General features: G+C 74.9%; 24 protein-coding genes. 13 read left to right on the forward strand and 11 right to left on the reverse strand.

The genetic code is table 11. From position 1 onward, the window contains the following. Positions 1-115: 115 nt before the first annotated feature. The 3 genes from ACH5AR_RS00550 (at position 116) to ACH5AR_RS00560 (ending at position 3011) form a co-directional block, all read left to right on the forward strand. On the forward strand, positions 116-769 hold the full coding sequence (locus ACH5AR_RS00550; RefSeq protein WP_396299140.1) for a DUF1707 domain-containing protein: 654 nt from the start codon (positions 116-118) through the stop codon (positions 767-769). A gap of 105 nt (positions 770-874) precedes the next feature. Beyond that, positions 875-1684 carry a serine hydrolase gene (locus tag ACH5AR_RS00555; protein WP_396299141.1) on the forward strand — a complete coding sequence of 270 codons (810 nt, stop codon included), beginning with the start codon at positions 875-877 and terminating at the stop codon, positions 1682-1684. 115 nt (positions 1685-1799) lie between these two features. Next, positions 1800-3011 carry a transferase gene (locus ACH5AR_RS00560; protein WP_396299142.1) on the forward strand — a complete coding sequence of 404 codons (1212 nt, stop codon included), beginning with the start codon at positions 1800-1802 and terminating at the stop codon, positions 3009-3011. Between the two features lie 135 nt (positions 3012-3146). On the opposite strand, the gene ACH5AR_RS00565 is transcribed toward ACH5AR_RS00560, so the two are convergent. The 5 genes from ACH5AR_RS00565 to ACH5AR_RS00585 are packed head-to-tail and all read right to left on the reverse strand — an operon-like array spanning position 3147 to position 8812. Continuing rightward, on the reverse strand, positions 3147-4280 hold the full coding sequence (locus ACH5AR_RS00565; protein WP_396299143.1) for an FAD-dependent monooxygenase: 1134 nt from the start codon (positions 4278-4280) through the stop codon (positions 3147-3149). 44 nt (positions 4281-4324) lie between these two features. Next, the gene (locus tag ACH5AR_RS00570; RefSeq protein ID WP_396299144.1) at positions 4325-4915 is read right to left on the reverse strand and encodes a GTP-binding protein; all 591 of its coding nucleotides are present in this window, start codon (positions 4913-4915) and stop codon (positions 4325-4327) included. Positions 4916-4917: 2 nt separating this feature from the next. Next, positions 4918-5469 (reverse strand): DUF742 domain-containing protein, encoded by a 552-nt coding sequence (locus ACH5AR_RS00575; RefSeq protein WP_396299145.1) that lies wholly within the window; start codon positions 5467-5469, stop codon positions 4918-4920. A 5-nt stretch (positions 5470-5474) separates the two neighbouring features. After that, the gene (locus ACH5AR_RS00580; RefSeq protein WP_396299146.1) at positions 5475-5939 is read right to left on the reverse strand and encodes a roadblock/LC7 domain-containing protein; all 465 of its coding nucleotides are present in this window, start codon (positions 5937-5939) and stop codon (positions 5475-5477) included. Continuing rightward, a complete protein-coding gene (locus ACH5AR_RS00585) occupies positions 5939-8812 on the reverse strand; it encodes a nitrate- and nitrite sensing domain-containing protein (protein WP_396299147.1) in 2874 nt (957 codons plus the stop codon). Before ACH5AR_RS00585 ends, ACH5AR_RS00580 begins: the two co-directional genes overlap by 1 nt. A 419-nt stretch (positions 8813-9231) precedes the next feature. Between ACH5AR_RS00585 and ACH5AR_RS00590 the strand changes: the two genes are divergently transcribed. Beyond that, on the forward strand, positions 9232-9714 hold the full coding sequence (locus ACH5AR_RS00590; RefSeq protein ID WP_396299148.1) for a YbaK/EbsC family protein: 483 nt from the start codon (positions 9232-9234) through the stop codon (positions 9712-9714). A gap of 49 nt (positions 9715-9763) precedes the next feature. Here the strand turns inward: ACH5AR_RS00590 and ACH5AR_RS00595 are convergent, their stop codons facing one another. The 6 genes from ACH5AR_RS00595 to ACH5AR_RS00620 form a co-directional block, all read right to left on the reverse strand. Beyond that, positions 9764-10408 carry a response regulator gene (locus ACH5AR_RS00595; RefSeq protein WP_396299149.1) on the reverse strand — a complete coding sequence of 215 codons (645 nt, stop codon included), beginning with the start codon at positions 10406-10408 and terminating at the stop codon, positions 9764-9766. Next, positions 10399-11562 carry a sensor histidine kinase gene (locus ACH5AR_RS00600; RefSeq protein ID WP_396299150.1) on the reverse strand — a complete coding sequence of 388 codons (1164 nt, stop codon included), beginning with the start codon at positions 11560-11562 and terminating at the stop codon, positions 10399-10401. The genes ACH5AR_RS00595 and ACH5AR_RS00600 overlap by 10 nt, the downstream gene beginning before the upstream one ends. Positions 11563-11660: 98 nt before the next feature. Next, positions 11661-12326, reverse strand: a complete 666-nt coding sequence (locus ACH5AR_RS00605; protein ID WP_396299151.1) for a DedA family protein — start codon at positions 12324-12326, stop codon at positions 11661-11663. Positions 12327-12606: 280 nt separating this feature from the next. Continuing rightward, positions 12607-13410: a DUF4037 domain-containing protein gene (locus ACH5AR_RS00610; RefSeq protein ID WP_396299152.1), complete on the reverse strand. Its 804-nt coding sequence runs from the start codon at positions 13408-13410 to the stop codon at positions 12607-12609. A 218-nt stretch (positions 13411-13628) separates the two neighbouring features. After that, the gene (locus tag ACH5AR_RS00615) at positions 13629-14534 is read right to left on the reverse strand and encodes a hypothetical protein (protein WP_396299153.1); all 906 of its coding nucleotides are present in this window, start codon (positions 14532-14534) and stop codon (positions 13629-13631) included. Further along, positions 14531-15064, reverse strand: coding sequence for a SigE family RNA polymerase sigma factor (locus ACH5AR_RS00620; protein WP_396299154.1), 534 nt, complete (start codon positions 15062-15064; stop codon positions 14531-14533). The genes ACH5AR_RS00615 and ACH5AR_RS00620 overlap by 4 nt, the downstream gene beginning before the upstream one ends. A 109-nt stretch (positions 15065-15173) precedes the next feature. Between ACH5AR_RS00620 and ACH5AR_RS00625 the strand changes: the two genes are divergently transcribed. The 9 genes from ACH5AR_RS00625 to ACH5AR_RS00665 all read left to right on the forward strand — a co-directional run bounded on the left by ACH5AR_RS00625 (position 15174) and on the right by ACH5AR_RS00665 (position 23238). After that, the gene (locus tag ACH5AR_RS00625; RefSeq protein ID WP_396299155.1) at positions 15174-15929 is read left to right on the forward strand and encodes an alpha/beta fold hydrolase; all 756 of its coding nucleotides are present in this window, start codon (positions 15174-15176) and stop codon (positions 15927-15929) included. A gap of 441 nt (positions 15930-16370) precedes the next feature. Next, the gene (locus tag ACH5AR_RS00630) at positions 16371-17282 is read left to right on the forward strand and encodes an urea transporter (protein ID WP_396299156.1); all 912 of its coding nucleotides are present in this window, start codon (positions 16371-16373) and stop codon (positions 17280-17282) included. A gap of 196 nt (positions 17283-17478) precedes the next feature. Further along, on the forward strand, positions 17479-17784 hold the full coding sequence (locus ACH5AR_RS00635; protein ID WP_049661349.1) for an urease subunit gamma: 306 nt from the start codon (positions 17479-17481) through the stop codon (positions 17782-17784). Between the two features lie 3 nt (positions 17785-17787). After that, entirely contained in the window at positions 17788-18717 is a 930-nt protein-coding gene (locus tag ACH5AR_RS00640) for a sirohydrochlorin chelatase (RefSeq protein WP_396299157.1), read from the forward strand. Beyond that, positions 18707-19144 (forward strand): urease subunit beta, encoded by a 438-nt coding sequence (locus tag ACH5AR_RS00645; RefSeq protein WP_396299158.1) that lies wholly within the window; start codon positions 18707-18709, stop codon positions 19142-19144. The genes ACH5AR_RS00640 and ACH5AR_RS00645 overlap by 11 nt, the downstream gene beginning before the upstream one ends. Continuing rightward, on the forward strand, positions 19144-20868 hold the full coding sequence (gene ureC / locus ACH5AR_RS00650; RefSeq protein WP_396299159.1) for an urease subunit alpha: 1725 nt from the start codon (positions 19144-19146) through the stop codon (positions 20866-20868). Before ACH5AR_RS00645 ends, ureC begins: the two co-directional genes overlap by 1 nt. After that, positions 20865-21593: an urease accessory protein UreF gene (locus ACH5AR_RS00655; protein WP_396299160.1), complete on the forward strand. Its 729-nt coding sequence runs from the start codon at positions 20865-20867 to the stop codon at positions 21591-21593. Before ureC ends, ACH5AR_RS00655 begins: the two co-directional genes overlap by 4 nt. Positions 21594-21646: 53 nt before the next feature. Beyond that, entirely contained in the window at positions 21647-22267 is a 621-nt protein-coding gene (ureG, locus tag ACH5AR_RS00660) for an urease accessory protein UreG (protein WP_396299161.1), read from the forward strand. Continuing rightward, complete coding sequence (locus ACH5AR_RS00665; protein WP_396299162.1) at positions 22264-23238, forward strand: urease accessory protein UreD; 975 nt, start codon at positions 22264-22266, stop codon at positions 23236-23238. The genes ureG and ACH5AR_RS00665 overlap by 4 nt, the downstream gene beginning before the upstream one ends. Positions 23239-23319 lie beyond the last annotated feature (81 nt).

The raw sequence follows: 23319 nt of genomic DNA on the forward strand, positions 1-23319 counted from the left end.
GCCCCGGGATGGCTGCCGGGGGCTGGCGTCGAGCCCTATCGCGATATAGCGTGAGTGACCGTTCGCGTCGCCGGCCGCCGCGCGACGACCTTCGCCACGCTCAGGGACGGGAATCATGTCGGGAGAGATCGTGCCCGCCGGGAAGCCGACCGGCCCCGGCCCGCAGCCCGGGCTGCGGGCCTCCCATGCCGACCGCGACCGGGTGGCCGAACTGCTGCGGGTGGCGGCGGGCGACGGCCGGCTGACCCCGGAGGAACTGGACGAGCGCCTGGAGGCCGCCCTGTCGGCCCGCATGCTCGACGAACTGGCCGGGCTCACCGCGGACCTCCCGGCGGTGGCCTGCTCCGCCGACGGGGTGGCGGCCGAGGTCAAGGACGTCCTGCGGATCGACCAGCGCTGGAGCCCGGTGCGGCGGGAGGGGCGCTGGGTGGTGCCGCGCCGCCTGGAGCTCGACGTGGAGTGGTGCGAGGTGACGCTCGACTTCACCCAGGCGGTGATCACCCAGGACACCCTGCGGATCGACCTGGACATGGAGGGCAAGACCCTGACGCTGATCACCCGTCCGGGCGTCGTGGTCGACACCGACGGCCTGGCCCTGGAGTTCAGCAGGGTCAGGAACCGCCGGGCGCCGGACCACGGGGCGCCGACCGTGCTGCGGGTGGAGCTGGTCGGCCGCAAGCGCCACGGCCGGGTGGTCGTCCGGCCGCCGCGCCGGACGGTCGGCCGCTGGCGCCGGCGCGGCCCCGAGGCGCTGCCGCCCGGGTACTGACGGCTCGTCAACCCCGTGCGGGTCCGTGTCGCCGACCTCGCGAAGGGTTCGTGTCGCACGCCGCAACCGTCGAGTTCCGACCCCGGACTCCCCTACCCTTCCCCCATGCTCTCTGTGGTGGTGGCCCCCTGGGCGGGAAACGCGGAGCCGGTGTTCGTCCACAACCCGGACGAACTGCACGACGCCGCCAGCACGATGAAGGTCGCGGTGCTCGCCGCACTCTGCCGCAGCGGGGTGGACCTCGACGCCGAGGTGCCGGTGGTGAACCGCTTCGAGTCCGTGGTGGGCGGCGAGTTCGGCAACGACCCGGACGGGGACAGCGATCCGCTGCCCTGGGAACTGCTCGGCACCCACGTGCCGCTGCGGCTGCTCGCCGAGCGGATGATCACCCACTCCTCCAACCTGGCCACCAACCTCTGCCTGGCCCGCACCACCCGGCAGGCCGTCGCCGAGGTGTGGCGCCGCGCGGGGGCCACCCACAGCTCCACCCCGCGCGGGATCGAGGACCGCGCGGCACGTGCCCGGGGCGTCCACAACCGGGTGACCGCCCGGGACCTGGTCCGGCTGCTGCGCTCGCTCGCCGGGGAGCCGGAGCTCCTCGCCCTCCTGGAGTGCAACGAGTTCCGTGTCGACCTGGCCGCCGGCCTGCCCGCCAACACCCGGATCGCCTTCAAGAACGGCTGGATCCCCGGCACCCGGCTCGGCGTCGGCCTCGTCCAGGCGGCCGACTGCCCGCCGTACCTGATCGCCGTCTGCTACACCGGCCCGCTCGCCGACGGCACCGACCGCACCGATCCGGCGGCCCGCCTGCTCGCCCGGGTGTCCCGGGCGGTGTGGGACCGCCGGGACCAGATCAGCCGTCCGGCGCCGGTCGTCCCGGCGGCGCCGCTCCGTCCGGCGGGTCGGGACGCCTGACGGTCCCGGATCGAGCGTTCGCCTCCAAACCGTTACCGGTCGCACAGGCATGAAGACCGGTCAGTTGCGGTATCGGATTGAGGCGTCCTGCTCAAGCGGTCGGGGGTGGACTGCCATGTCGTCCCGTCTACGGATGTTCGCCCGGTGGATCACGGTGGTCGCGGTCTCGGCCGCCTACGTGGCGCTGCACCTGCTGGTCAACGTCGGCACGGGGCGGCAGGTGGACGGCAGCAGAGCGGGCGCGCTGTGGTGCGGGGCGGTGGCGCTCCTCCTGGCCGGGCCCGCGCTGTGGCTGCGCCACCGGCGCCGGGCAGGGGTCGCCGAACTCGTCGGGCTGGTGAGCTGGTTCAGCCCGCTGCGCCCGTCCTGGCGGCGGCCGGTCGTGGTGGCCAACGGCCTCGGGTGCGTGCTCTTCGCGGCCGGCGTGGTGGCCGTGTTCGGCGTGCAGCGGCAGGCCGACAGGCTGCCGGTGGAGCGGCAGTTCCTCCTGCTGTGCGGTGGGCTGGCATCGGCGGGCGTCGGCTATCTCGTCATCCGCCGCACCTGGGTGCGCGCGGCGCGCGGAGCGGCGCAGACCCTGCTGGCGGACGGCCGGCGTCCGGTGCTCTACCTCCGCAGCTTCGAGGACGACCGGATCGCCGCCCGGATCGACGACGGCGCGGAGATCAACCTCCACACGCGCGAGGAGCAGTTCGCGAGCGCGCTGGGCGCCATCGGCCCGGTCATCGCGGTGGGCCGGCCGGGGGAGCCGCTACCGCTGGTGGGAGCGGCCCGGTTCTACCTCCCGCTGGACGACTGGCAGTCCACCGTGCTGCGGTTGATGGAGCTGTCCCAGCTCATCGTTCTGCGCCTCGGGCAGGGGGAGGGGCTGTGGTGGGAGGTCGAGCAGGCGCGCGCCACCCAGCCGGCCCGGAAGCTGATCCTGCTGGCGCCGGGCCATCTGCCGGACCTGGCCGAGCGGTTGAACCAGCACCTGTCCACCCCGGTGCCGGACGGCGCGTTGGCCAAGGGGGAGCACTGGGTCTCCACGGTGATCGCCTTCGACGACCGCTGGACGCCCCGGGTGTTCCCGGTGGGGCCGCAGGGGAACGGTCTGCGGGCCCGGATCGCCAGGACGGGGCTCGCCGGGACGGACACGCCCACGGCCCAGGTCGCCCAGGCGATCCGGACCGCGCTGGCCACGACGGGGCGCCGGCACCGGACGATGGTCTGGAGGTCCCGGCTCGGGGTGGGCAGGGCGGCCCTGCTGGGGCTCCGGCTGGGCGTGCCGGTGCTCCTGGCGGGCTGGCTGGGCTATCGGGTTCTGCAGTTGGCCGGTCTGCGGTGACGCCGGGGCCCTGAGGGGTGGGAAGCACGGGTGTGCGACGTGGTCGCCGGTGTGATCGTCCGCTACGCCATCCACCGCGTCGGCAGCCGGCAGGCCCAGCGGCGCGCCGGGGCGCACCGCTGAGCCCGGCCGCCGTCAGTACGGCTGGACCAGGACGTGCGCCGCGCCGGGGATGCCGACCTTGAGCAGCTCGTCCTCCTCCGGCGTGGTCGCGGTCCCCGTCTCCTGCTTGAGGATCGCCCGGGACAGGGCCTGGACCCACATGGCGCGCGGGCGACGGCGCTCCTCCCAGGCGGCGAGGGCGGCCGGGACGGTGTCCTCCGCGTCCAGGCTCTGGGCGAGCACCAGGGCGTCCTCGACGGCCATCGCGGCGCCCTGGGCGAGGTGCGGGGTGGAGGCGTGGGCGGCGTCGCCGGCCAGGACGATCCGGCCGACGTGCCAGGGCTCCTCGACGGTGACCTGGGAGATGCGCGAGTACACCACGTCCGCCGGGTCGGTGACCTGCGCCAGCGCCTCGGCGATCGGGCCGCCGAAGCCGGCCAGCCGCTCGCGCAGCTGCTCGTGGGCGCGCTCCGGGTCCGGGCGGAAGTCCTCGGCCTCGGCGAAGACCGCGCCCAGGTACATCTGCTCCGCGCTGATCGGGGTGAGCAGCGCCTTGGCCCGGAGGTTGCCGGAGGACATCACCACGCCCTGCACCTCGGGCGAACGCGGCAGCGTGACACGCCAGTTGGCGAAGCCGGTGTACTCGGGGACGTACGCGTCGCCGTACAGGTGGCGGCGCAGCGGGGAACCGATGCCGTCGAAGCCGACGACCAGGTCGTAGCGGCCGGCGTGCCCGTCGGTGAGGGCGACCTCGACGCCGTGGGCGTCCTCGCACAGGGTGCCGATGGTGGTGCCGAAGCGTACGGTGACGCCGGCCTTCGCGGCGGCGTCGGCGAGGACGCGGGCCAGTGCCGGGCGCGGGATGCCGTTGTTGGCGGGGGCGTCGCCCATCCGGGGCTGCGGGATCTTCGCGAGGGTGGCGCCGGCCGGGTCGCAGATGGTCAGCACCTCCCACTCGAAGCCGACGGCGAGGCAGTCGTCCAGCGCGCCGATCTCGCGCATCACGTGCAGGGCGTTGGACGGCTGGATGATGCCGACACCGAGGGCCTCCAGCTGCTCGCGCAGCTCGGCGACGTCGACCTGGTGGCCGCGTCGGGCCAGGGCGGTGGCGAGGGTGAGGCCGCCGATGCCGCCGCCGTTGACGAGGACGCGCAGGGGTCTGGTCATGAGGGTTGCTCCGAGGGGAAGTTCACAGGACGTACGGGGGTGGTTCAGCCGACGGGGGCGGCGGCGAGGTCCATCAGGTGGTCGACCAGGGCGAGCAGCAGGTCCCGTCCGAAGGCGCGCTCGCGCACGTCCCCGAGCAGCATCGGCACCTGCGGGTCGAGGTCGAGCGCGGCCCGGATCTCGTCGGGGGTGCGGGTGTTGGTGTTGTGGAAGCAGTTGATCGCGACCACGAACGGGATGCCCCGGCTCTCGAAGAAGTCGATCGAGGCGAAGCTGGTCTCCAGGCGGCGGGTGTCGGCGATGACGATGCCGCCGAGCGCGCCGTTGACCAGGTCGTTCCACATGAACCAGAAGCGTTCCTGGCCGGGGGTGCCGAACAGGTAGACGACCAGCTCGGGGCTGACGGTGATCCGGCCGAAGTCGAGCGCGACGGTGGTGGTGGTCTTCTGGTCGACGCCGGCCAGGTCGTCGATGCCGACGCTGGCCCGGGTCAGGTACTCCTCGGTGCGCAACGGGGCGACCTCGCTGACCGAGCCGACCAGGGTGGTCTTGCCCACGCCGAAGCCGCCCGCGATCAGGATCTTCACGGCGGCCGGGGCGGCGGGGGCGTCGATGGCGGAGTGGGGTGTGGCCATGTTCAGAGTCTCCGGAGTCCTTCGCGTACGGCCGTGAGCAGGCCGAGGTCCACGCCCCCGGCGGCCCGGGCCACCGACAGCGGTGCCCGGGCCTTCAGCAGGCCCTGGGCGACCAGGTCGCCCAGCAGGATCTTGGTGACCGAGACCGGGAGGTCCAGGCCCGCCGACACCTCGGCGACGGCGACGGGACGCCGACAGCGTTCGAGGATCAGCCGGTGCTCGGGCTGGAGGCCGCGGGCACCGGCGCGGCTGCCCCGTGCCAGGGCCGCGTCGGCCTCGTCCTCGACCGTGGTGAGCACGGTGATGAGGGTGAGGTCGTCGCGTTCGGGCGCGGTCCGGCCGCGGGTGATCGTGTACGGGCGCACCATGCTGCCCGTCTCGTCCTCCTCGTCGTCCTCCAGCTCGCTCCAGTGCGGCACCGCGCCGCGGCGCCAGGCGTCGTCCGGTCCGGCCGTCCGGCCGGACCGCTGACCGGCGTGCGCGCCGGGGGCCGGGCCGGCCTGCCGGCCGTCGTCGTGGCCGTCCCCCCAGGCGTCGTTCCCGTACGGCTCCACCTCGGTCAGCCCCGGTTCCGGGCGGCGAAGGCGTCGAAGGACGCCGGGGCGGCGGGCGCGGCGGGGGCGTCCCCGTGGCGGACCGGGGTGGTGAGCTTCTGGCCGACCTGCTGCACCAGGGTGTGCATCGCGACGGACATCACCTCGGCGTCCACCTCCTGGGAGGCGACCACGGCCAGGTGGGTGCCCTGGGCGGCGGCGATGACGAACAGCCAGCACTCGGCGAGCTCGACGATCACCTGGTGCACCGGGCCGCCGTCGAACAGCGCCCCCACCCCGCGGGCCAGGCTCTGCTGGCCGGTGGCGACGGCCGCCAGGCGCTCGGCGTCGGCCCGCTCGATGGTGCGGGAATGGCTGACCACGAGGCCGTCGTCGGAGAGCAGGACGGCGTTCCTGGTCCCGGGCACCGAGTCGACGAGTCCGTCCAGCAGCCAGTCCAGGTCCTGGTGGGTGGCGATCGTGCGGTTCATCACTGGTCATCCGTTCGTGTGGTTCGGGAGTCCGTGGCCGGCAGGCCCCAGGGGGTCGCGGCGGGCGCGGGGGCCGGCCGTCCGGCGGGTGCGGGGGAGGGGGGCGCGGGGACCGCGGGCAGCAGGTGCTCGCCGCTGTCCTGGGCCCGCGCGGCGCGGGACTGGCGCTGGAAGGCGCCGATCGCCGCTCCGGAGCGCCGGACCGGGCGCCCGGTGCGCTGGAACGGGCCCGCGGGGGCGGCGTCGTCGGCGGGCCGCTCGACCCACTGCGGCTTCTCCGGCGGGGGCACCCGCAGCTCGGCCGCCAGGCTGGCCTGCCGGACGCGCTGGGGCAGCGGGGGCTGGCCGCCCTCGGCCGGGCTGAACGGCACCGAGGTCCGGTACTCGCGGGGCTGGCGCCGCTCGGCCAGCCGGTAGTGGTCGGCCGGGCGGTACTGCTCGTCGGCGTACGGAGCCTCGGCCTCGGTCACCCTGGCGTAGGCGATGTCCGGGTAGGCCGGCGCGTCCAGGGCCGGCGCCGGGTCGGCCGGGGAGCTGTGCTCGATCGGCTGCTCCGACGGGAAGGAGGGCTGGGCGGCCGGGTCCGGCCGCTCCATCCCGTACGACGGGCCGGTGCCCGGGGCCGGTTCAGCGTCGTACGCCGGCACGGCGCCGAAGGGCGCGGCGGCGGGGTACGGCGCGTCGAGCGCCTCCGCGAACGGCGCCTCCGCGAACGGCGCCTCCTGCGGCGGGGCCGCGGGCAGCGGGACGTCCTGGAGGGTGGGCTCCTGGAGCGCGTCCGCCGACTCCGTCCCCGTACCCGGGCCCGGCTCCGCAGCCGCCCCCGTGCCGGTCTCCGGCTGCCGCAACGGCAGCGGCAGCGGAGCCGCCTGCGGGGCGAAGTCGCCCTGCGCGAAGGCGTCCACCGGGGCGACCGGCGGCCCGGCCGGCACCGGGGCGGGCGTCTCGTCGGAGGCCGAGCGCACGGCCCGGCGCGAGCGGCGCACCAGCGGGATCGGCTCGGCGGCGGGGCCGCCGACGCCGTCCGGCAGCCCGGTGTCGCCCTCCAGGACCAGTTCGTCCGGGACGAGCACGACCACCCGGGTGCCGCCGAAGGCGGAGGGGCGGAACTCGACCCGCAGCCCGTGCAGGGAGGCCAGCCGGGAGACCACGTGGAAGCCGAGGCGGATGTCGTCGGCCCGGGCCAGCACGTCGGTGCGCGGCGGGCGGGCCATCAGCTCGTTGGCCGCGTCGTACTGCTCCGGGTCCATGCCGAGGCCCCGGTCCTCGATCTCGATCGCGAGCCCGCGGCCGACCACGGCGGCGCGCACCTCGACCGGCGTGGGCGGCTTGGAGAAGGTGGTGGCGTTCTCCATCAGCTCGGCGAGCACGTGGGCGACCGGGCCGACGGCCCGCTCGGAGAGCCACGGGTCGCCCTCGATGTCGATCGAGATCCGGCGGTAGTCCTGCACCTCGCCCTGGGCGGCGCGCAGCACGTCCAGCAGCGGGACGGGCTTGCGCCAGCGCCGCTGCGGCTGGCCGCCGGCCATGATGACGAGGTTCTCCTCGTAGCGGCGCAGGCGGGCGGTGAGGTGGTCGAGGTCGAAGAGGCCCTCCAGCACCTCCGGGTCGTCGTGCCTGCGCTCCAGCTCGTCCAGCTTGCGCAGCTGCCGGCCGATCAGCAGCTGGGTGCGGCGGGCGATGCGCTGGAGCAGCCGCTCGAAGCCGCGGTGCTGCTCGGCCTGGCCGACGGCGGACTCCAGGGCGGCGGAGCGGGCCAGGTTGAGCGCCTGCCCGAGCCGGGCCAGCTCGTCGGTGCCGCCGCCGTGCTGGCCGGCCGTGATGGTGCGGGTCTCGGCCTCGACGTCCACCTGCTCGCCGCGCCCGAGGCGGTCGACCACCTCGGGCAGAGTGCGCCGCATCTCCTCGGCCTGGGTGTGCAGGTCCTTGATGCGGCGGCGCAGCGAGCGGCTGAGCCGCCAGGAGGCGATGATCACGGCGACGACCGTGATCAGGCCGACGACGGTGGTCAGCACGACGCGGGTGAGCATGCCGAGGATGGCGCTCTTGCCGACCTCGATGGTGCCGTTGGTGCGCTCCTCGATCGCCTTGACCAGCGGCGGGTTGAGCCCGTCGAGGGCCTGGCGCCACTGGTCCTGGGTGGCCGGGAGCTTGACGGTGCCGGCGGCGTCGGCGGCGGTGGGCTTGAGCAGGGCCTGCTCGACGGCGGCCTTGGCCTGCCAGGACGGGCTGTTGACCAGCTCGCGCCAGGCGGGCGCCTCGGTGTCCGGGATGTACGGCAGGACCTGGACGTTGAGCAGGTGGTCCTGCGCGCCGATCAGCTGCTGGACCTGCTGGTAGTCGGTGGCGGACAGCCGGCCGGCGGGCCAGCCGCGGGCCAGCACGGCGTCCTCGCGGGAGAGCATCTCCTTGACCCAGAACGCGTTGACCAGGGTCTTGGACAGCCAGGTGACCTCACCGGTGTCGACCCGGCTGAGCGCGGTGAACAGCCGCAGGTCGACGCTGATCAGGTCGGTGTAGTAGGCGAAGGCGCTCTGCTGGTCGGTGGTGCCGCGGTCGACGGCGGCCCGCTGCTCGGCGAGCTTGCCCATGGCCTGGCGGGCCTCGGCGACGGCGGTGCGGATCTCGCCGGGGGCGTTGTCGGCGGTGGCCCCGGAGAGGGTCTGGAACTGCCGCACCGCGTCGTCGGTGAGCTGGCGCTGGCGGCGCAGCTGGTCCGCGTTGGAGCCGGGCCGGGCGAGCGCCTCGGCGCTGAGCCGGCGCTCCTCCTGGAGGTTGTAGTAGACGATGTTGGACGGTTGGCCGGCCTTCTGGGCGATGGTGGCCTGGTCGGCCTGACGCTGGAAGTCGGCGATGGTCTCACCGCTGGTCACGGCCCAGAGGGCGACCAGGGCGATGCTGGGGACGACGGCCAGGACGAGCAGCGCCGTCCGAAGGGACAGGCGCGGACGCCTGCGGGGGCCCTTCGGCGTCGGGGGCCGCCGATTCGCACGCGCGCGCAGAGCTGACTCCTTGGGGCTGGCGGCCGGCCGGTGAGGGGCGGGCCGTCCGGGGCACGGTCTTTTGACGAGGCGATACTAGTCATACCGTGTGATTGGAGTGAAAACCCATTCGCCGCCTGGGCCGTGCTTGCACACGCTGTCGACACAATGTCATGCGATCGTTGACCGTCCGTATGCGGAGCAGGCGGTTCCGGGCGCGCTTGACAGAGTGTCAACCAGGCGCGCGGCCGCTGGATGGCCGGGGTGTGAAAACTGTGTGACGCCCCGCCGGAGCAGGGCATGATAGCCCGATGACCTCCTCCCTCCCCGCCCGCAGCCGGGCCGTCGCCGAAGCGCTGGCGGCCGCCGGCGTCGCCGGTGAGATCCGCGTCCTGCCCGACTCCGCCCGCACCGCCGCCGAGGCCGCCGCCGCGCTCGGCTGCGAGGTCGGCGCCATCGCGAACAGCCTGGTGTTCGTCTGCGACGGCGCCCCGCTGCTCGTGATGACCAGCGGCGCCCACCGCGTCGACACCGCCCACCTGGCCGGGCAGCTGGGCAGCGGCCCGATCGAGCGCGCCAGCGCCGCCCAGGTCCGCGAGGCCACCGGCCAGGCCATCGGCGGCGTCGCCCCCACCGGCCACCCGGCGCCGCTGCGCACCGTCGTCGACCCGGCGCTCGACGCGTACGAGGTGATCTGGGCCGCCGCCGGCCACCCGCACACCGTCGTCCCGATGACGTACCGGGAGCTGCTCGCCGTCACCGGCGGGACCCCGGCCACGGTGGTCGCGGAGTAGCGGGCGGTCACCGCGGGCCGCCCGGGCCGGTCCTGTGTGCCCCGGACCGCTACGCGCCCAGGTAGTGCAGGACGGCCAGGACGCGGCGGTTGTGGTCGGTGGTGCGGGGCAGCTCCAGCTTGTCGAAGACGGCGTTGAGGTTCTTCTCCACCGCGCTCTGCGAGACGTGCAGCCGCTGCGCGATGGCCGCGTTGGTCCACCCCTCGGCGAGCGCCTCCAGGACACTGCGCTCGCGCGGGGTGAGCCTGGCCAGCGGGTCGGTGCGGGGGGTGTGCACCACCAGTCGGCGCACCACCTCCGGGTCGATCGCCGTTCCGCCCGCGGCGACCCGCACCAGGGCGTCCAGGAACTCGTCGACCTCGGCCACCCGGTCCTTCAGCAGGTAGCCGACGCGCTCCGCGCCCGCGTCCAACAGCCGGGCCGCGTAGCCCCGTTCGATGTGCTGGGAGAGCACCAGCACGCCCACCTCCGGCCAGCGCGCGCGGATCTCCACCGCCGCCCGCAGCCCCTCGTCGGTGTGGGTCGGCGGCATCCGGATGTCCACCACCACGACGTCCGGCCGCCGCTGCGCCACCGCGGCCGTCAGCGCCGCCGCGTCCCCGACCGCGGCCAGCACCTCGTGCCCCTCCTCGGCGAGCAGCCGCACCAGGCCCTCCCGCAGCAGGGTCGAGTCCTCGGCGAGGGTCACGCGCACGGCAGCTCCGCGGTGATGACGGTCGGGCCCCCGGCGGGGCTGTGGACACGGAGAGTACCGTCCAGTGCGGCGACCCGTCCGCGCAGACCGGCCAGGCCGCTGCCCGCGGGGTCCGCACCGCCCGTCCCGTCGTCCTCGACCCGTACGGTGAGCAGGGCGGCGCTCCGCTCCACCCGGGCCGAGACCACCGAGGCGGCGGAGTGCTTGGCCGCGTTGGTGACGCACTCCGACACCACGAAGTAGGCCGCCGTCCGGACCGGTTCGGGCAGCGGGCCGGCCACCTCGTAGTGCAGCCGCAGCGGGACGGGGCAGCGCTCGGCCACGCCGCCCAGCGCCTCCTCCAGCCCCAGCGTGTCCAGCGCCGACGGGTACGCCCGCCAGGCCACCTCGCGCAGCTCGGTCAGCACCTCCTGCGCCTGCCGGTGCGCCTGGCGCAGCAGCGCCTCCGTCCGCTCCGGGTCCTGTCGGCGGTCCAGGCCGCGCCGGGCCCGGCCGAGCAGCATCGCCAGCGCCACCACCCGCTGCTGCACGCCGTCGTGCAGGTCCCGCTCGATCCGCCGCCGCTCGGTGTCCACCGCCCGCACCACCGCGGCCCGGCTGGCGGCGAGTTCGGCGATCCGGTGGCGCAGCAGCTCCGCCTCGGACGGTCCGAAGCACTCCCGGGCGGTCCGGGCGTCCAGTGCGGCCAGCGAGGACAGGCCCTGCAGGGCCAGGAAGAGCAGCACCCCGCCGAGCAGCACCTGGGTCGCCAGCTCCTCCCAGCCGAGCGAGCCGCGCAGCACGCCGCCGCCCAGCAGGGCGGCCAGCACCAGCCCGAAGCCCAGCAGGCCCAGCACCACCCCGGTGACCAGCCCACCGCCGGTGCGCACCACCAGGTAGCGCAGCAGCCTGCGGTCGTCGGCCCGGTAGCGGTGGGGGAAGCGGTCCCCGAAGAACGCGCGGCGCCGGGCCCGCTCCAGGGCGGCCAGCCGGCGCACCCCGGAGAGCAGGCCCGGTGCCGCGTACGGGCGGGTGCGCGGCCAGAGCAGGAACGGGCCGAGGACGGCGGCGGCGAGGAGGAGGTAGAGCGCGCAGAGCACGGCGCTCGGGCAGCCGAGCAGGACCCCGGTGGCACGGCGCACCCGTGACGCGGCGTCTGCTCCCTCCCCCTGCACGGGGTCCGAGCTTACGGGGTGGGTCCGGGCGGTGGGGGAGACGGGGGCGGCCGGGCCGTTGCGGGCCGCGGCGCCACCGACCGGGCCCGCGGGCCGGCTCACCGGGTGCGGCGGTGCTGGGCGGAGCCGTCGCGTCCGCGGACCCGCAGCACCAGGTACCCGGCCACCGCCAGCGCGACCACCGCCAGGACGGCCTTGGAGAACAGGCCGACGTACGCCTCCACCGCGTCCCAGCGGTCCCCGAGCAGGTACCCGGCCATCACCAGCACGCTGTTCCACACCAGGCTGCCGAGCGTGGTCAGCATGACGAACGCGGGCAGCGGCATCCGTTCGACCCCGGCCGGGACGGAGATCAGGCTGCGGAAGATCGGCACCATCCGGCCCAGCAGCACCGCCTTCGTCCCGTGCCGGGCGAACCAGGCCTCGGTGCGCTCCAGGTCGGAGGCCTTGACCAGGGGCAGCCGGGCCCAGAGCGCGTGCATCCGCTCCCGGCCGAACAGGGCGCCCAGCCAGTAGAGGACGACGGCCCCGGCGACCGAGCCGAGGGTGGTCCAGGCCAGGGCGGAGGCGAGGCTGATCACGCCCTGCCCGGCGGCGAAGCCCGTCAGCGGCAGGATCACCTCGCTGGGCAGCGGGGGGAACAGGTTCTCCAGGGCGATCGCCAGGCCTGCTCCGGGGCCGCCCATGGTGTCCACCAGGTGGGCCGCCCACCCGGCGAAGCCGTCGGCGGGCTGCTGGGCGATGGCGAGGAGGGTGGGCGGCATGCGGGCTCCAGGTGGTCGGGGTGTCGGCGCCGATGTGGCCGGCTGTGCCCTCCACGCTAGAAATCGCAGGTCAGGGGCGGTATGCGGATTTCCGGCGAACCTCCTGCGGAAAACCGCAGGGCCGCCCGGGTGGGGCTTTCCGCAGGACGGGGACGCGCGGTGGTCGCCGCCCCGGCCGCGCACCGGCGACGGTGGTTCTGCCGAAGGCCTGCTCCGGGTACGGCAATCGGGGGAGCGGGGCACGGGCGAGAGCCCGTCGTCTCCCGTCGCCCTGGCCGATTCAGCCCGTCAGCACGGCCGTTGTCGCCGCGGCCAGCTCGCGGGCCCGGGCGACGGTGGCCGTCAGCTCCGCCGCCGACCCGCCGGGCGCGGCCAGCAGGGAGCGCGCGACGGTGCCGAAGTCCGTTGGTGTGTCCGGTAGTTGCTCCGCCACCGGCAAGGCGCCCTTCTCGTTCAGGCACCAGCGGCGGTGGTGGGCGTACAGGGCCTGGACCAGGACGCCGACGGCGCGCGACAGGCAGAGCGAGACGTGCAGGGCGTCGGCGCGCGCGGCGCTCTTCGCGGCGCTCTCCAGCAGGAAGCCGGCCTCCCAGGCGGCCGCGGTGAGCGCCCGGCGCAGCGGCTCCGGGTACTCGGCGGTCGCCCGCTTGAGCCGCGCCAACTCCCCGGTGGGATCGGCCAACGGCTGCCCGAGGGCGACCTCGCCCGGGTAGCAGGGCGACCAGAAGCCGAGCGGGTGGCCGGCCTGGACGCCGACCTCGTAGCGGCCCGCGCGGCACTCCGTCCACACCCGTTCGACCCGGTCGAGGTCCCGCAGGATCCAGTCCACGGCGACGCCGTCCACCCGCAGCCACGCCCCGCCGTCGACCCACGGGCCCCAGCCGCCCGGCCCGGCCACCTCGGCCCCCGGGCCGGCGAGGGCACGCAGCGCGTCCAGGCCGAGGGCGCCCCGGTAGTACACCCCGAGGTCCCAGTCCGACTCCGGACGCCCCTCGCCCCGGGCCCGGCTGCCGCCGAGCATCACCCCCACCACGCCGGGCACGCGGGTGAGTTGCTCGGCCATGTCCGCGATGATCGTGCGCATGGGGGGAGTCTGGCAGAGGAGGTCGGCCCCGCCCCGTCCCCCGCCCCCGGCACCCGCGAGCGCGCCGCCCGCCCTCGCGGCCTCCGTCGCGAAGCTGCTGCCGGGCTGACGGGGGCGGGAGGCATCCGGCCTCCCGCGCGGCCTCCCGCCCCCCCGTGCGGCCTCCCGCCCCCGCGTCCGGCGCCGTCCGGCGTCGGCGCCGTCCCGCGTCCGGAGGCCTACTCGGTCAGGAACGAGGCCCCCGCGTCCGGCAGCGTCCGGCCGTCCTTGTCGAAGAACTGCCAGGACTTCGCGCGCATCGTCCCCGGGCGGGCGACCACCATCGCCCGGATGGGTGAGTCGGCCACGGTGACGGGCCGCGGCTCGGTGGTGGAGCCGTCCGCCCAGGTCACCACCACCCGGCCGACGTCCGGCCCCAGGGAGAGCAGCACCACGTCCAGCGGGGCCACCGTGTCGCCCTTGCCCCGGTGGCCGACCAGGCCGCCGCCGAAGCTCGTCCGGTCGCGCGGGTCGAGCTTGCCCGGGGCGGCCGCGGCGCCCTCGGAGTCGTGGCTCAGCCGCACCCCGTCCACCGTGAAGTAGACGTTGGTGACGTCGGAGTCCGGCTGCCAGTACCGCTGGACGTACTCCTCCGTCGGCCTGGAGACCGCCGCGTCGTACCGGCTGCGCTCCTCCCACACCGCCGTCGCCTGCTCGAACGCCCGCTCCCTCGGGGCCTGCGGCCACAGCGCCTCCCACAGCTGCCACTGCTTGCCGTCCGGGGTGCGGCCCTCGCCGAGCAGCACCCGGACCGGCGTCAGCGGATCCCGCACGGCCGGGGTGGCGGCGTCCGTCGACGGCGCGGGCGGCGGGGCCGTCGCGGGCGCGAGCACGGTGCCCGCGGCCGCCGGGCCGGGCCGCAGCTGGGCCAGCGCCCCGCCGGTCAGTGCCACCACCGCGGCCAGCGCCACCGCGCCGAGCACCGTCCGGCGGCGGTGGCGCAACCGGCGACCGCCGGCCACGATGTCCGCCACCGGCGCCGGGCCGATCCGCGCACCGGCCGCCGCCTCGGCCAGGCCGAGCCCCACCCACAGGTCCCCGCCGTCGTCCACGCCCGTGCCCGCCCCGTCCGGCTCCCGGTTCATGCCGCTCCTCCGATCCGCGTCGTGTCCTTCGGTTCCACCAGTGCCGTCACCTGCCGCAGCCGCGCGATGCCCTTCGCCGCGTGGCTGCGCACCGCGCCCGCCGAGCACCCCATGGCGGCGGCCGTCTGGCTGTCGCTCAGGTCCTCCCAGTGCCGCAGCACCACCGCCTCGCGCTGGCGCGGCGGCAGGGTGGCCAGCGCGGCCAGCAGGGCCCCGCGCTGGTCGGAGCGGGCGAAGCCGTCCTCCACCCCGGCCGCGTCCGGCACCGCCTCCACCAGCAGCTCCGGCGCCCGGCGACGCCAGCGGCGGGCGTGCTGGTTGACCAGGATCCGCCGCACGTAGGCGTACGGATCGTCGGCCCGGCGCACCTTCGACCAGGCCGCACAGGCCTTCTCGGCGGCCGACTGCACCAGGTCCTCGGCCGCGTACTGCTCGCCGGCCAGCAGGTACGCCGTCCGTACCAGGCGAGGCCAGGCCGCGACGATGAACGCCTGGAACCCGTCGTCCCGCTCGCTCTTCGCTTCTCCCATGAGCACCTCCTTCACCCCTCCAGAGCCCGGGGGCGGCCGAAAGCGCTTACCGGCGCGGCGCCGCGAAATCCGCTGGGAGAACGGAGGCCGGGGCACTACCATCCGCCGGATGATCATTTCTCATGACGTAGCGGGCCGTGGCCCGGCGGTGGTCCTGCTGCACTCCTCGGTGTGCGACCGGCGGATGTGGGACGCCCAGTGGCAGCCGCTGCTCGACGCCGGGTACCGGGTGGTCCGCTGCGACTTCCGCGGCTTCGGCGACACGCCGCTCGCGGACGCCCCGTACAGCGACACCCGGGACGTGCTGGCCCTGCTCGACCACCTGGGCATCGGGAGCGCCGCCCTGGTCGGCGCCTCCTACGGCGGCCGGATCGCCCTGACGGCGGCCGCGCTGCGCCCCGCGGCGGTCACCAGGCTGGCCCTGCTCGGTGCGGGCATGCCCGGACACGTGCCCAGCGACACCCTGCGCGCCTTCGGCGCCCGCGAGGACGAGCTGGTCGAGGCCGGGGAGATCGACGCGGCCGTCGAGCTGAACGTCGGGGCCTGGCTCGGCCCGGAGGCCGACGAACGGGCCCGCGCGCACGTCCGCCGGATGCAGCGCCACGCCTTCGACGTGCAGCGGGAGGCGACGGTCGGCTCCGACCGCGAGGAGGTCGACCTCGGCCGGATCACCGCGCCCACCCTGGCCGTCTCCGGCGCCCACGACTTCCCGGACTTCCGCGAGATCGCCGCCGCCCTCCCCGCCCTCCTGCCCGCCGCCCGCCACCAGGAGCTCCCCTGGGCGGGCCACCTCCCCAGCCTGGAGCGCCCGGCCGAGACCACCGCCCTGCTGCTCGCGTTCCTCGGCGAGGGCACCCGCCGCTAGGGCGTGTCTGACAATTCTCGCCGGGTGCGCGGCGAATTGTCAGACACGCCCTAGCCGCGCCGCGCCCGCGCGGAAGCGTGAACCGGCGTCGTTCGAGAGGGTCCTGGCGCGGCGTCCGGTCCGGCCGGAGTGCGCGCGGCGGGCAGCGGGCGCGGATGCCAACGATCAGTAAAACTTCGCAAAGGATTTCTCCCTGCAACGAACCTGACGGGCTCTTACTTCAACAGAATGTTGCAGCTCAGGGGCCTGGTGGTCACCCTTCGTGGATTTGGCATGACGGCTCGTGCCCACTGGACTTCGCATTCCACAGGAGTACGGTTCCGGAGGAATCGCCGGGGCCGACTCAGGCAGGCCGGCCGTACCGGAAAAATGGTGCGCAGCATGGGTTGGCAAAAGGGTGGGGAGAGCGCCGAAGTGGCGGCTCGTCCGATATCCGGAAGGTTGGTCGCGGAGGTCCTGCGCGGCATCGCGCAGGTCGATTTCATGCCGTCCGTCGTCTGCGGGCTCCTCTTCGTGGCCGCACTGTCCGCCGCCGACTGGCGGTACGGCGTCTACGGACTGCTCGGCAGCGCCGTCTCCACCGCCGTGGCGTACGGGCTCGGGCTCGACCGGGAGGCCGTCGGGGCGGGGCTGCACGGGTACAACGGGTGCCTGGTGGCGCTGGGTTGCGCCGTCTTCCTGGGTGCCGGGCACCCGGCGACGCTCGCGGTGGCGGTCCTCGGGGCCGCCGTGGCCGTGGTGGTCACGGCGGGGCTCGGGGCACTGCTCGCCACCTGGCGGCTGCCCGCGCTGACCGCGCCGTTCTGCCTGGTCGCGACGGCCGTGACGGCCGCCGCCCCCGGGTTCGGGCGGCTGTGGCACGGCGCGGGCGCGCCCGCCGCCCTGCCCGTCCCGGCCGCCGGGCCGACCGGCCTGGGCTGGGACCAGCTCTGGCACGGGTTCTTCGCGAACATCGGTCAGATCTTCTTCATGCCGCAGTGGTACGTCGGCCTGCTGTTCCTGGCCGGGCTGTTCGCGGCGAGCCCCCGCGCGGGCCTGATGGCCTGCGCGGGGAGCGCCACCGGGCTGGTCACGGCCTGGGCGTTCGGCGCCCCGGGCGAGGCGGTCGGGCAGGGGCTGCTCGGGTACAGCGGCGTGCTGGTCGCCCTCGCGCTGTACGGGGTGTTCCTGGTGCCCGACGTCTGGAGCGCGGCCTACGCCCTGCTCGGCGCGGCGGGTGCGACGGTGCTGACCCCGGCGCTCGGCGCGGTCACCGCGCCCTTCGGCGGCCACGCCTTCACCTGGCCGTTCGTGCTGACCACGATGCTGTTCCTGGCCGCCGTGCCGGCCGTCCCGCGGCTGCGCCGGGTCTGACGCGCGGCCGGCGGCGCCGTGCCCCGGCGGCGCCGTGCCCCGGTGGCGCCGTGCCCTGGCCGCGCCGTGCCCCGGCGTCATCGCGAATCGGTGCCGTCGTGTCCGACGCCCCTGAATTCCCGGCGCGCCGGGGGCTTCAGGCAGTTCGAGTATTTCCCGCATTCCATCGGATTCTCGGAAAGGAAGAGTGAGACCCGTGAATCTCTCGCCGCGTGAGATCGACAAGCTGTACATCTACGTCGTCGCCGATCTGGCCCGCAAGCGCCGTGACCGCGGGGTCAAGCTGAACTACAGCGAGGCCTGCGCCCTGATCAGCGAGGCGATCATGGAGGGCGCCCGGGACGGCCGCACCGTCGCCGAGTGCATGGAGATCGGCAAGCAGGTCGTCAGCGGCGAGGACGTCATGCCGGGCGTGCGCGAGATGCTCCCGCTGCTCCAGGTGGAGGCGGCGTTCGTGGACGGGACCAAGCTGGTCTCCTGCCACGACCCGGTGGGTGCCTGAGCGATGCCCCGCTCCCAGACCGCCACCGTGGTGCTGGCCGCCGGGCACGAGAGCGGCGGCGGCCGGGACCTCGCCGCCCTGGTGGCCCGCGAGCCCGCCGTGCACGCCACCGCACCCGCGGGCCGTCCGCTCACCGAGGCCGTACGGTCGGCGCTCGCCGCGGCCGGCGACGGACCGGTGTGCGTCGTCCCGATGACGCTCGGCCGCGATCCGGCCCTGGTCGCCGACGCCGCCCGGGCGCTGCGCTGGCTGGCCGCCGAGGAGGGCCGCGGACGGCTCGCCCTGACCGCCCCCTTCGGCGCCGCCGAGCACCTGATCGGCTGGCTGCGCGCCGCCGCCGGGACCGCTCCCGACGGCGCGGTGCTGGTCACCGCCCCGGCGGCCGGCCCGTTCGAGGACGCCGAACTGTTCCGGATCGCCCGCCTCGCCCGCCAGTACGGCCGGCACCGGTGGGTCGAGGTGGCCTTCGACGGCGGCGACCCCGCCCCGGCCGAGGGCGCCGAACGCTGCCGGCTGCTCGGCGCCCGCGAGGTGACGGCCGTTCCGGCCTCCTTCGGGCCGGCCCTGCGCACCGCGCTGCCCGGCGTACGGGACGGCGGCCCGCTGCTGCGGCCGTCCGCCCTCGCCGGGGTGGTCGCGGCCCGGACGGCGGCGGCGCTGCACCTGCTCGGGCACGGGGAGGACGGCGTCCTGGCCGGCCTCGACGCCGAGCACGGGCACGGCTACGCGCACAGCCACGGGCCGGGCGAGCCCCAGCACCAGCACCACGGCCACCACCAGCACCACAGCCACCACACGCGGCACGACCAGCACGAACAGCACGAGCAGCACGAACGCCGCGGGCACCAGCACGGGCACCAGCCCACCGCCCCCCACACACCCGTGCACACCCCCACGGACCCGGCAGAGAGGAAGGCCACCCATGTCCGGTAGCGCCGCATACTTGTACGGCGACGACCCGGTGGAGATCAACGCCGGCCGCGCCAAGGCCACCGTCACGGTCAGCAACACCGGCGACCGGGCGATCCAGGTCGGATCCCACTACCACTTCTTCGAGGCCAACCGCGCCCTCGACTTCGACCGCAACGCGGCCTTCGGCAAGCACCTGGACATCCCGGCCGGCACCGCCGTCCGGTTCGAGCCGGGCGACACCAAGGACGTCACGCTCGCGGAGTTCGGCGGCCACCGGCGCCTGGTCGGCTTCGCCAACCTGGTGGACGGCGGCATCACCGCCCCCGCCACCCGGGCCCGCGCCGTCGACCGGGCCATCGCGCTCGGCTTCAAGGGCACCAACCTCGACCACAAGGAAGACCGGCCCCGGGACTTCCCCACGGACACCCGCCAGGAAGGCGACCGCTGATGGCCATGCTCTCCCGCAGGCAGTACACCGACCTCTTCGGCCCCACCGTCGGCGACCGCTTCCACCTCGCCGACACCAACCTCGTGGTCGAGGTCGAGCAGGACTTCAACCAGGGCCACTACGGCGACGAGGCCGTCTACGGCGGCGGCAAGGGCATCCGCGACGGGATGGCCCAGGACCCGGCCGCCACCTCGCTCCAGGGCGCGCTGGACCTGGTCGTCACCAACGTGGTCGTGATGGACCCGGTGCTCGGCGTGGTCAAGGGCGACATCGGCGTCAAGGACGGCCTCATCGTCGCCGTCGGCAAGGCGGGCAACCCGCACACCCAGAGCGGCGTGCACCCGCGGCTGGTGATCGGCCCCGGCACCGAGGTGATCTCCGGGGAGCACCTGATCGCCACCGCCGGCGGCATCGACACCCACATCCACTTCATCGCCCCGCAGCAGGTGCAGGAGGCGCTGAGCAACGGCATCACCACCCTGATCGGCGGCGGCACCGGCCCCTCCGACGGCACCAACGGCACCACCTGCACCCCCGGCCCGTGGAACATCCACCGGATGTACCAGGCGGTCGAGGACCTGCCGGTCAACGTCGGCCTGCTGGGCAAGGGCAACGGCTCGCTGCCCGGTGCGCTGCGCGAGCAGGTCGAGGCGGGCGTGTGCGGCCTCAAGGTGCACGAGGACTGGGGCAGCACCCCGGCCGCGATCGACAGCGCGCTGAGCGTCGCGGACGAGTACGACGTGCAGGTGGCCATCCACACCGACACCCTCAACGAGTCCGGCTACTTCGAGGACACCCTGTCCGCGATCGACGGCCGCACCATCCACACCTTCCACACCGAGGGCGCCGGCGGCGGCCACGCCCCCGACATCATGCGGATCGCCGGCGAGCCCAACGTCCTGCCGTCCTCCACCAACCCGACGCTGCCCTACACCGTCAACTCGGTGGACGAGCTGCTGGACATGGTGATGGTCTGCCACCACCTCAGCCACAACATCCCGGAGGACGTCTCCTTCGCCGACTCCCGGGTCCGCGCCGAGACCATCGCCGCCGAGACGGTGCTGCACGACGAGGGCGTCATCTCGATCTTCTCCTCCGACTCGCAGGCGATGGGCCGGATCGGCGAGTCCTTCACCCGGGCCTTCCAGACCGCCCACCACTGCAAGGAGCAGCGCGGCAAGCTGGCCGGCGACAGCGAGCGCAACGACAACGTCCGGGTCCTGCGCTACCTCGCCAAGCTCACCATCAACCCGGCCGTCGCCTCCGGCACCGCCGACCACATCGGCTCGCTGGAGCCCGGCAAGCTCGCCGACATCGTGCTCTGGCCGATCAACTCCTTCGCCGCCAAGCCGAAGATGGTCATCAAGGGCGGCGTCATCAACTGGGCGCTGATGGGCGATCCGAACGCCTCACTGCCCACCCCGCAGCCGGTCTACTACCGGCCGATGTTCGGCCAGTACGGGCGGGCCAAGCAGGCCACCCGGGTGTCCTTCATGTCGCAGGCCGCCGTCGACCTCGGGGTCCCGGCCAGCCTCGGGCTGGAGAGCCGGGTGCTGCCGGTGCGCCGGTGCCGCTCGGTCGGCAAGCAGCACATGGTGCGCAACGACGCGCTGCCGAAGATCGCGGTCGATCCGGAGACCTACCGGGTCACCCTGGACGGCGAGCCGGCCACCATCGAGCCGGCCCGCGAGCTGCCGCTCAACCACCTGTTCTACCTCGCGTGAGCACCGAACCCGGGGGCGGGCCGGGTCCGGACGGCCCGGACGGTCTGGACGCGCTGCTGGTCTGCCTCCAGCTGACGGACTCGGCCTTCCCCAGCGGCTTCTACACCCTCTCGCACGGGTTGGAGGGCTACGCCCAGGCCAGGGCCGTCACCCCGGACACCCTGCCCGCGCTGCTCGCCGACCTGCTGCGGCACGGGGTCGGGCCGTCCGACGCGACGGCCCTGGTCCTGGCCCACCGGGCGGCCGCGGCGGACGACTGGGACCTGCTCGCCGAGACCGACCAGCGGCTGCACGCCACCAGGCTCAACCGCGAGCTGCGCCTGGCCTCCACCCGGACCGGCCGCCAACTCCTGGACATCGCCCGGGAGTCGGTGGGCGGCGAGCCGCTGGAGCGGTACGCCGCGCTGGTGGCGCAGAAGCGGGCCCCCGGCTGCCAGGCGGTGGCGGCCGGGGTGGCGTACGCCTCGGCCGCCGTCCCCGTCCACCAGGCCGTCACCAGTGACCTGTTCGCGTTCTGCACCAGCTTCGTCGGCGCGGCGCTGAGGCTCCGGCTGACCGACCACCGCAGGGCACAGGTGGTGCTGCGGGCGGCCGCCCCGGTGATCCGGGAGGTGGTCTCCGCCGCCCTGGTGCGGGACCTGGCGGACCTGGGCGGCTGCGTGCCGGTCGCGGACGCCATGTCCGGGCGGCACGAACGGGCGGAGGCCCGGCTGTTCATGAGCTGACCCCCTGCGAGCGCACCACCACACCTGCACAACGTACGACTAGAGGAGGAGAGTTGACCGAGAACGTGCTCCGCGTGGGCATCGGCGGCCCGGTGGGCTCCGGCAAGACGGCGCTGATCGAGGCGCTCGTGCCGGTGCTGATCGCCCGGGGCCACCGGCCGGCGGTGATCACCAACGACATCTACACCCAGGAGGACGCCCAGCACGTGCGGCGGACCCTGGCCGGGGTGCTGGATCCGGAGCGGGTGGTCGGCGTGGAGACCGGGGCCTGCCCGCACACCGCCGTCCGGGACGACCCGACGATGAACCTCGCGGCCGGCGCCGAGATGCTGGAGCGCTTCCCGGACGTCGACACCCTGCTGTACGAGTCCGGCGGTGACAACCTCACGCTGACCTTCAGCCCGGTGCTGGTGGACCTCTTCCTCTTCGTCCTCGACACCGCCGAGGGCGAGAAGATGCCGCGCAAGCGCGGCCCCGGCATCACCGAGTCGGACCTGCTGGTCATCAACAAGATCGACATCGCCCAGTACGTCCGCGCCGACCTCGGGGTGATGGAGTCCGACGCCCACCGGGTGCGGGAGGGCGGGCCGGTGGTGCTCACCAACTGCCTGACGGGGGAGGGGCTGGAGGAGATCGCGGCCTTCCTGGAGACCTTCCGCAAGGTCCCGGCATGACCGTGGCGGTGGAGGGGGTCGTGCCCCGGCTCGACCCCCGGCACTACGAGCCGGCCCGCGTCCCGTACGAGGTCCGGCGCCACGCCGGGACGCCCGACACCCTCGCGGTCGGGCGCCCCGGCAAGGTCGGGCTGCTGGAGCTGGCCTTCGAGCGGGTCGGCGGGCGCACCGAACTCACCGGCCACTACCAGAAGTCGCCGTTGCAGATCATGCGCCCGCTGTACTTCGACCCGGCCCGCCCCGACCTCGCCGTCACCTTCCTGATGTCCACCGGCGGCGGCATCCTCCAGGCCGACCGGCTCCGCACCGACCTGCACTGCGGCGCCGACACGGCGGTCCACCTGACCACCCAGGCGGCCACCAAGGTCTACCGGATGGAGCACGACTACGCGACGCAGCTGGTCAACCTGACGGCCGGGCCGCGCGCCTACGTCGAGTACCTGCCGGAGCCGGTGATCCCCTTCGTCGACTCCCGCCTCTACCAGCGGACGGTGCTCACCGTCGAGCCGGACGCCACGGTCCTGGCCGGCGAGACCGTCCTGGCCGGCCGCCTCGCCCGGGGCGAGCGCAACGCCTACCGGGTGTTCGCCTCCGACCTCGAAGTCCGGCGCCCGGACGGTGGTCTGGTCGCCCTGGACACCGTCCGCCTGGAGCCCTCGCGGGCCGAGGGCGGCGGGGTCACCGGGCCGGCGGTGCTGGCCGGGCACGACGTGGTGTCCAGCCTGTACGTCCTCAGCCCGCTCGCCCCGGCGGCCCGGATCGCGGACGTCCTGCACGAGGCCCTGGCCGGCTTCGGCGGGCCGTCCGGCGGCCTGCTGTACGGCGTCAGCGTGCTGCCCCAGGACAGCGGCGCCTGGCTGCGGCTGCTCGGCTCCGACACCCGGGCCTGCGCGGCCGCCCTGCGCGCGGCCTGGGACGCGGTGCGGCGGCTGCTGATCGGGGCACCGGCGCCGGACCTGCGGAAGACCTAGCCCGTCGGCGCTCCGGGGCCGCTCGTGGTCTCCTCCCGGCGCCGGCCCGACTGCGGGGCGGGCTGCGTCGTCCTGTCAGGC

This window comes from Kitasatospora sp. NPDC018619, from assembly GCF_044391605.1.
In the GTDB taxonomy this organism is placed as follows: Bacteria; Actinomycetota; Actinomycetes; order Streptomycetales; family Streptomycetaceae; genus Kitasatospora.